At 59.5% G+C, this 6,753-nt stretch carries 7 protein-coding genes; 4 read left to right on the top strand and 3 right to left on the bottom strand.

Annotated elements, in window-relative coordinates:
- Window positions 1-238 precede the first annotated feature (238 nt).
- The gene (locus tag VFN25_RS06405) at window positions 239-1,120 is read right to left on the bottom strand and encodes a PhzF family phenazine biosynthesis protein (RefSeq protein WP_325140007.1); all 882 of its coding nucleotides are present in this window, start codon (window positions 1,118-1,120) and stop codon (window positions 239-241) included.
- Between the two features lie 144 nt (window positions 1,121-1,264).
- Here VFN25_RS06405 and VFN25_RS06400 point away from each other — a divergent pair, with 144 nt between their 5' ends.
- Together VFN25_RS06400 and VFN25_RS06395 are read left to right on the top strand one after the other, a co-directional pair.
- A complete protein-coding gene (locus tag VFN25_RS06400; protein WP_325140005.1) occupies window positions 1,265-1,936 on the top strand; it encodes a glutathione S-transferase in 672 nt (223 codons plus the stop codon).
- Between the two features lie 27 nt (window positions 1,937-1,963).
- Entirely contained in the window at window positions 1,964-3,067 is a 1,104-nt protein-coding gene (locus VFN25_RS06395; protein WP_325140003.1) for a GGDEF domain-containing protein, read from the top strand.
- 73 nt (window positions 3,068-3,140) lie between these two features.
- Here VFN25_RS06395 and VFN25_RS06390 read toward each other — a convergent pair whose 3' ends face one another.
- Complete coding sequence (locus VFN25_RS06390; RefSeq protein ID WP_325140001.1) at window positions 3,141-3,482, bottom strand: YkgJ family cysteine cluster protein; 342 nt, start codon at window positions 3,480-3,482, stop codon at window positions 3,141-3,143.
- A gap of 279 nt (window positions 3,483-3,761) precedes the next feature.
- Between VFN25_RS06390 and VFN25_RS06385 the strand changes: the two genes are divergently transcribed.
- A complete protein-coding gene (locus VFN25_RS06385) occupies window positions 3,762-5,645 on the top strand; it encodes an ATP-binding cassette domain-containing protein (protein WP_325139999.1) in 1,884 nt (627 codons plus the stop codon).
- A gap of 45 nt (window positions 5,646-5,690) precedes the next feature.
- On the opposite strand, the gene VFN25_RS06380 is transcribed toward VFN25_RS06385, so the two are convergent.
- A complete protein-coding gene (locus tag VFN25_RS06380; RefSeq protein ID WP_325139997.1) occupies window positions 5,691-5,981 on the bottom strand; it encodes a hypothetical protein in 291 nt (96 codons plus the stop codon).
- A gap of 121 nt (window positions 5,982-6,102) precedes the next feature.
- Between VFN25_RS06380 and VFN25_RS06375 the strand changes: the two genes are divergently transcribed.
- Window positions 6,103-6,585: a glutathione peroxidase gene (locus tag VFN25_RS06375; RefSeq protein WP_325139995.1), complete on the top strand. Its 483-nt coding sequence runs from the start codon at window positions 6,103-6,105 to the stop codon at window positions 6,583-6,585.
- Window positions 6,586-6,753: the final 168 nt, after the last annotated feature.

Genomic DNA, 6,753 nt, shown 5'->3' with positions numbered 1-6,753 from the left:
AGCACAGGGACTGTGCGCAAGGCGCAATCGCGGGGTGGCCTTTCTCTTGGTGCCTTCTCTTTGGCCACGCAAAGAGAAGACACTCGCTCGCCGGGAGGCGAGTGAAAAAAGGCAGGGATGCCGCGCGACGAAGGAGCGTGCTTTTCCTCCAATCAACTCTACCAATGGCGATATCCAAATCTCGCCAGCAAAAATTCCCAACACTCAGAATCCCGCTCGCGATGACTCAAAATCACAATCAATTCGGCCACTCCACCTCACCACTGACCACCGTCTGGGTCTGCCCACCAACCCACACGGTGGCATCGGCATCGATGCGCAGGATCAATTCGGCATCGTGTTCGATTTCGCGACCCTGGCTGACCACGTAGCCGCGAGCGAGGGGTCCGTCCGGTTCGGCGTGCGCGATATACGCGGCAACCAGACCGTTTGCAGCACCCGAGGCAGGATCTTCGACAATGCCGGCACCGGCCGGGAATGCGCGCAAAACCACGTCATGGCCCGGTTCATTGCTGCGCGCGAAGACGCATAAGCCGAGACTGTCACTATCGAGGCCAATCTTGCGAATCGAGGCATGATCAGGCTGCCAGGCGCGCAATTCGGATGCGTCGGCGAATTCCGCCAGCCACCAGCGACGCCCGCCTTCGACAAAGGCCGGCGGAAGCTTGCCAAGTTTGACCTTCTTCAAGGTGTTGGCGAGCAGGCTTTTCGGCTCGACACCGGTCTTGAGCACGGTTGCTTTCGGGGCTCGGATGAAAAGGTGGCGTTCCGCGGACTCGCCTTCAACCCGAATCGGCAGCAGGCCCGCCTGGCACTCCTGGATCAAGACACCTTCTTTCGGTGTCGAAAATCCCGACAGCAAGGCCACGTGCGCACTGCCGATTGACGGATGACCGGCGAAAGCAATCTCCTTCGTCGGCGTGAAAATGCGCAAACGATAGCTAGCCTCCGGGGTGGAAGGTCGAAGCAGAAACGTCGTTTCGACAATGTCCGTCCATTTTGCGAATGCCTGCATGGCGGCATCGCTCCAATCGTCGGCAGCAACCACGACACCCAGAGGGTTGCCGCCTCCAGGGCGACGCGTGAATACATCAAGTTGAAAGAAGCGACAGCTAGGCATGGTCAAGGGACAATGGATTCAGGGAGAGTGGTGGTTTGTGCGCCTGGCCGAGCATCGGCCAATGAGGGCGCGTGACGTCAAGCTTGCCACGTCCACCCCGGAACCGACATGCTCGCCTGGCCCGAACACACCAGGAGGATCGCCATGATCACCGTTCACCACCTCAATAATTCCCGCTCACAGCGTGTGCTCTGGCTATTGGAGGAACTGAAACTCGACTATGAAGTGATTCGCTACGAGCGCGATGCCAAGACCATGCTGGCGCCGCCGGAACTGCGCAAGATCCATCCACTGGGCAAGTCGCCGGTGATCACCGAGGGCGATGTGACCGTCGCCGAATCCGGCGCCATCGTCGAGTACCTGGTCGACCGCCACGGCGATGGCCGACTCAAGCCCGCGCAGCGGACTGCCGAACAACTGCGCTATACCTACTGGTTGCACTACGCCGAAGGTTCGGCAATGCCGCCGTTGTTGATGAGTTTGCTTTTTTCGCGAATCCCGAAGCAGCCGATGCCATTTTTTATCCGCCCGATCGCCAAGGGCATTTCCGACAAGGTGCTGAGCAATTACATCGAGCCGCAGCTCAAGCAACACCTCGAATACCTCGAAAGCGAACTTCAGGATCGCGACTGGTTTGCCGGCAAGGCTTTCAGCGCTGCCGATATCCAGATGAGTTTTCCGATCGAAGCACTGGCCACGCGCGGTGGACTGGATCGCAAGCAGCCGCGTCTGTCGGACTGGCTTGATCGCATCCATGCGCGACCAGCCTATCAGCGTGCCCTGGAGCGTGGTGGCCCCTACGAGTTGCTGAAATAGAGATGACCTGATGGATCGCCACCGCTGATGTCTATGGTGTCCTTGCCGCTGCTGGCGGCGCCCCTGCTCAATGGCGTGGCGCTGCTCCTTGCACTGGGCTTTCGGCGCAACCGTGCGGTCATGATCCTCGCGATCCTGACCTGCATTGCGCTGGCTCTTGCCGGGGTCATTGAATCGGCGAGCAATGCTCACAGTGTCGAAGCGGTGCGCATGTTCGGGCCTTGGCTGTTGCTCGTCGCGGCCGCGATGCCGGAGCGACGACTGCTCGCCGGGCGCAATCTGCTGCTGTTTATTCTTCTTGCGATTGCCATATTGCTGACTCTCACCGCATCGCCCCACGTCTGGTTCGGATTGCGGGGTGTCTTGCCGCTGGGCTGGTTGCCGTGGTCGAGCGGGGCAGTTGCCGCGAGTCTGGTTCTGCTTGCCTCGGCGGTCTGTCTGCTGCGCTGGCTGATTCTGGAGCTGTCGATCGAATCGGCCTTGAGCGTGGTTCTGGTGCTGGCCGCGATTGCGATGCTGCCAGCATTGCGCGCGGGTGCCGCGAACGACCTGCTTGCGCTCGGCGGCGTGATTTCGATCATTGCGATCCTGCGCGCCTCCTACCGCATGGCTTTCGTCGACGGTTTGTCCGACGTGCCGAACCGACGCGCGCTTGATGAAGCCCTGTCGCGAATTTCCGGAGACTATGCGCTGGCCATGGTCGATGTTGATCACTTCAAACAGTTCAACGACCGACACGGACATGACGCCGGTGATCGTGTGCTGGCCTCGGTAGCCCAGTTGCTCAAGACCACCCGTGGCGCGCAGGCGTATCGCTACGGCGGCGAGGAGTTTTGCCTGCTGTTCACCGGATCGCGGGTGCGTGATGCCAGGCAAGCCTGTGAGGAAGTGCGCCGGGCCATCGAGAAGATGCGGGTGCAGGTGCGTTCAACACGCTCGGCTGCGCAGCGAACGAGCCGATCGAAGTCCGAGAGCGTCGCTGCGGCCAAGGTGACTGTCAGCATCGGACTGGCCCTGCGCGACGACAAGCTGCGCTCAGCCGAAGACGTTCTCAAAGCCGCGGACAAGGCGCTGTACAAGGCCAAGGCCAAGGGCCGCAATCTGGTTGTGCCGTCGCGTAGCGGGCGATGATACTGGCACCGCTTGCGTCGGCAGGGGATGCGTGCGCCGTATTGCGCCGACTGAGTAGAGTTTCAAACGCCAGTCAGAGCACCGCGATAGACAGCAGGCGATCATTCTCGCGGACGTTGCGGCAATCATGCCCACCCATGTCGAAATCGCGGCAGACCTGTGGGCGCAGCGAGTAGATCGTGCAACGCATGGTGTCGCGATCCAGTGCCGTGCACCAGCCGTCATCAAGGCGGCGCATTACATCCATGCCGTTTTCGTCCTGATCGATCAGGTGCTCGGGCGTCGGATCATCGGCCATGACGTAGACAGTCAAGCGGCAACAAGTTGCTTCGCAGGCGCTGCACTGGATCGAGGGGTCGATGTGGAGATCGCTGAAATCGTCGGACTCTGTTGCTGGCGAGTTGAGCAGATTCATGGGTTTGTACGGTTTTCTGTTGCGCAGCGTGATGCTTGATAGAATTGCATCGGTGGATCGACAGGTGTGATCTGCGGGCGCGCTGATGATCGATCTGAACAGAGATCTTTCAGTTCACGCTTTTGCCTCGGCAGTCTACCGCGGCAGCTGTTCGAAATACCCACCTGAACCGAATTCTGAAGCATCTGCCCCGACGCCTGCGGAAACTGACACTCTGTAGTCGGATTCGGCAGGCGCGACCGATGCACATTGATGATTGCAACCCCTACGGCGACCCTCATGGCTTTGATTGAACTGCGAAAACTCGACTACAGCATTGGCGGCCCTTTGCTGCTGGATGGCATCGATTTCGCACTGGAACCACGTGAACGGGTCTGTGTGGTCGGCCGCAATGGCGCCGGCAAGTCGACCCTGCTGAAGCTGCTTGATCGCGAGATTCGCCCCGATGATGGTGAAGTCAGGGTAACTCCAGGCGTCGTTGTCGCCAGGCTGGCCCAGGAAGTGCCGCAGGGCACCGAAGGCACGATCTTCGACGTGGTTGCCGATGCGCTAGGCGAAATCGGCAAGCTGCTCGCCCAATACCATCATCTGATCCACGAGCTTTCCGACGATAGTGACATGCGTGCACTGGCCGACGTGCAGGGGCGTATCGAGGCGGCCAATGGCTGGGATCTTGATCGCCGCGTCACCGAGGTGCTGAGCAAGCTGGAGCTGCCCGAGGATGAAGAGTTCTCGGCCCAGTCCGGCGGCATGAAACGCCGCGTCTTGCTCGCCCAGGCGCTCGTGCTTGATCCCGATGTGCTGCTCCTTGACGAGCCGACCAATCATCTCGATATCGAAGCGATCGCCTGGCTTGAGGAATTTCTCAAGAACTTCACCGGCAGTGTGATCTTCATCACCCATGATCGACGCTTCGTGCGATCGCTGGCGACGCGCATTGTCGAGATCGACCGCGGCAGCCTGACCAGTTGGCCCGGCGACTACGAAAATTATCTGCGCCGGCGCGAAGAGCGTCTGCATGCGGAAGCGCAAGCCAATGCCTTGTTCGACAAGAAACTGGCCCAGGAAGAAATCTGGATCCGCCAGGGCATCAAGGCGCGCCGAACTCGTGATGAGGGCCGCGTGCGTCGTCTTGAGGCAATGCGCAACGAGCGGCGCGAGCGTCGCAACCAGACCGGCAACGTGCGCATGCAAGTCGGTGGTGCACAGAATTCCGGACGCAAGGTCATCGAGGTCAAGGGTATCCACTACGCGATTCCGGGGCGCACCTTGATCGCGGATTTCTCGACCACGATCATGCGTGGCGATCGCATTGGCCTGATCGGTCCGAACGGATCAGGCAAGACCACGCTGTTGCGAATATTGCTTGGCCAACTGGAGCCGCAAGCGGGCGAAGTAAAAATCGGCACCCAGCTCGAGATCGCCTATTTCGACCAGCACCGAGCGCAACTGCGCGAAGACATGAGCGCACTCGACAACGTCGCTGATGGTCGTGAATTCATCGAGATCAACGGCTCGCGCAAACACGCAATCGGTTATCTGCAAGACTTTCTGTATACCCCGGAGCGTGCCCGCTCGCCGATCTCGGCGTTGTCGGGAGGTGAGCGCAATCGCCTGTTGCTGGCGCGTCTGTTCGCCAAGCCATCGAACCTGCTGGTCATGGATGAACCGACCAATGATCTCGATGTCGAGACCCTGGAATTACTTGAGGAGATGCTGGTCGACTATGCCGGCACCCTGCTGCTGGTCTCGCATGATCGCGAATTCCTCGACAACGTCGTGACCAGCACGCTGGCGCTGGAAGGCGAGGGCAGGGTCGGTGAATACGTCGGTGGCTATGCCGAATGGCTGCGCCAGCGTCCGCAAGCGATGGCGATGCGCACGCACAACGAAGCCGCTGCCGAAAAAGTCGAAGCGCTGGCTCCGCTACCGACACGGCGCAAGCTCGCCTACAAGGAAATGCGCGAGCTGGAAAAGCTGCCCGCCGAAATCGAGACGCTGGAAAAGCGGATCGGCGAGCTCACCCTTGCGATGAATGATCCGGCTTTTTTCAAGCAGCCAGCCGATACCATTGTCAGCGCCAACGAGACCATGGCCAAGGCCCAGGCCGAACTGGATCATGCCTACGCGCGCTGGCAGGAACTCGAAGCCAGCGCAAGCTAGCCGAGCGTCTGTCAACGGGGGCTACAACGAGTCGGTGATCGGATCCTACGGCAATGCGGCCCAGCGCTCGTATTCGCGCCTGGAGATCTTGCCGTCATGATTGCTGTCAGCCATGCGGAAGTCATTGGCGAGCAATTTGTAACCAGATGCTTCGTGGTGGTCGATGCTGCCATTGCCGTCGGTATCCAGTTGCGAAAACTCTGGAGCCGGGCCCGATGGCGTATAGCCGGTACCAGCACTACGCACGATCACTTCACCCTGATTGTCCTGAGCCATGACTTGTGTGCCTGCCAAGATGAGCACGCCAAGAATCAGACTTTCAATCACGATCTTCATGGAGTTGACTCCTTTGTAGTGAAACGGGAGATCAATTCTGGCCCCGGCGCATTAACCTTGCCCGAACGCGAGCTTGCTGTACGCTTCGACCCACTCCCAACTCCCCACTCCCGAGGTTCAAATGACAACCGCCTATGATTTTTCCGCGCGTGACATCGATGGCAAGGAGCAGCCGCTGTCCTCGTACAAGGGCGAGGCATTGCTGATCGTCAATGTCGCTTCAAAATGCGGATTCACGCCGCAGTACAGCGGGCTAGAAGCCCTGCACAAGGAATATCACGATAAGGGTTTTCAGGTGCTCGGTTTTCCCTGCGATCAGTTTGGCAATCAGGAGCCTGGCGATGAGGCTGAGATCAAGAATTTCTGCTCGCTAACCTACGATGTGACATTTCCGATGTTCGCCAAGGTGGACGTCAATGGCAGCGACGCGCATCCGCTCTACGAGTGGCTGAAAAAGGAAAAGCCCGGACTGCTCGGCATCGGCGCAATCAAGTGGAATTTCACCAAGTTTCTCATCGACCGGGATGGTAACGTCATCAAGCGCTACGCGCCGACTGACAAGCCCGAGGCCATCGGCAAGGACGTGGCCAAGCTGCTCGGCTGAACTTCCGCTTGCTTGACGGCAGATTAGGGCAACGCTGATCAAGTGGCACATTCGTCACGACACCTGTCTGCGCGCAGTTCTTTGTTGCGCTGGCATGAAGCACAGCCAGTGCATCTGCGCCAGCACGCCGCGATCTGCACGCTGACAGGTGTCGCCTAACCGATTGTT

The sequence above is a fragment of the Dokdonella sp. genome (assembly GCF_035703485.1).
Classification (GTDB): Bacteria; Pseudomonadota; Gammaproteobacteria; order Xanthomonadales; family Rhodanobacteraceae; genus Dokdonella.
Note: the sequence above shows the minus strand (reverse complement) of the source record. Positions and strands in the feature narration are given on the sequence as shown.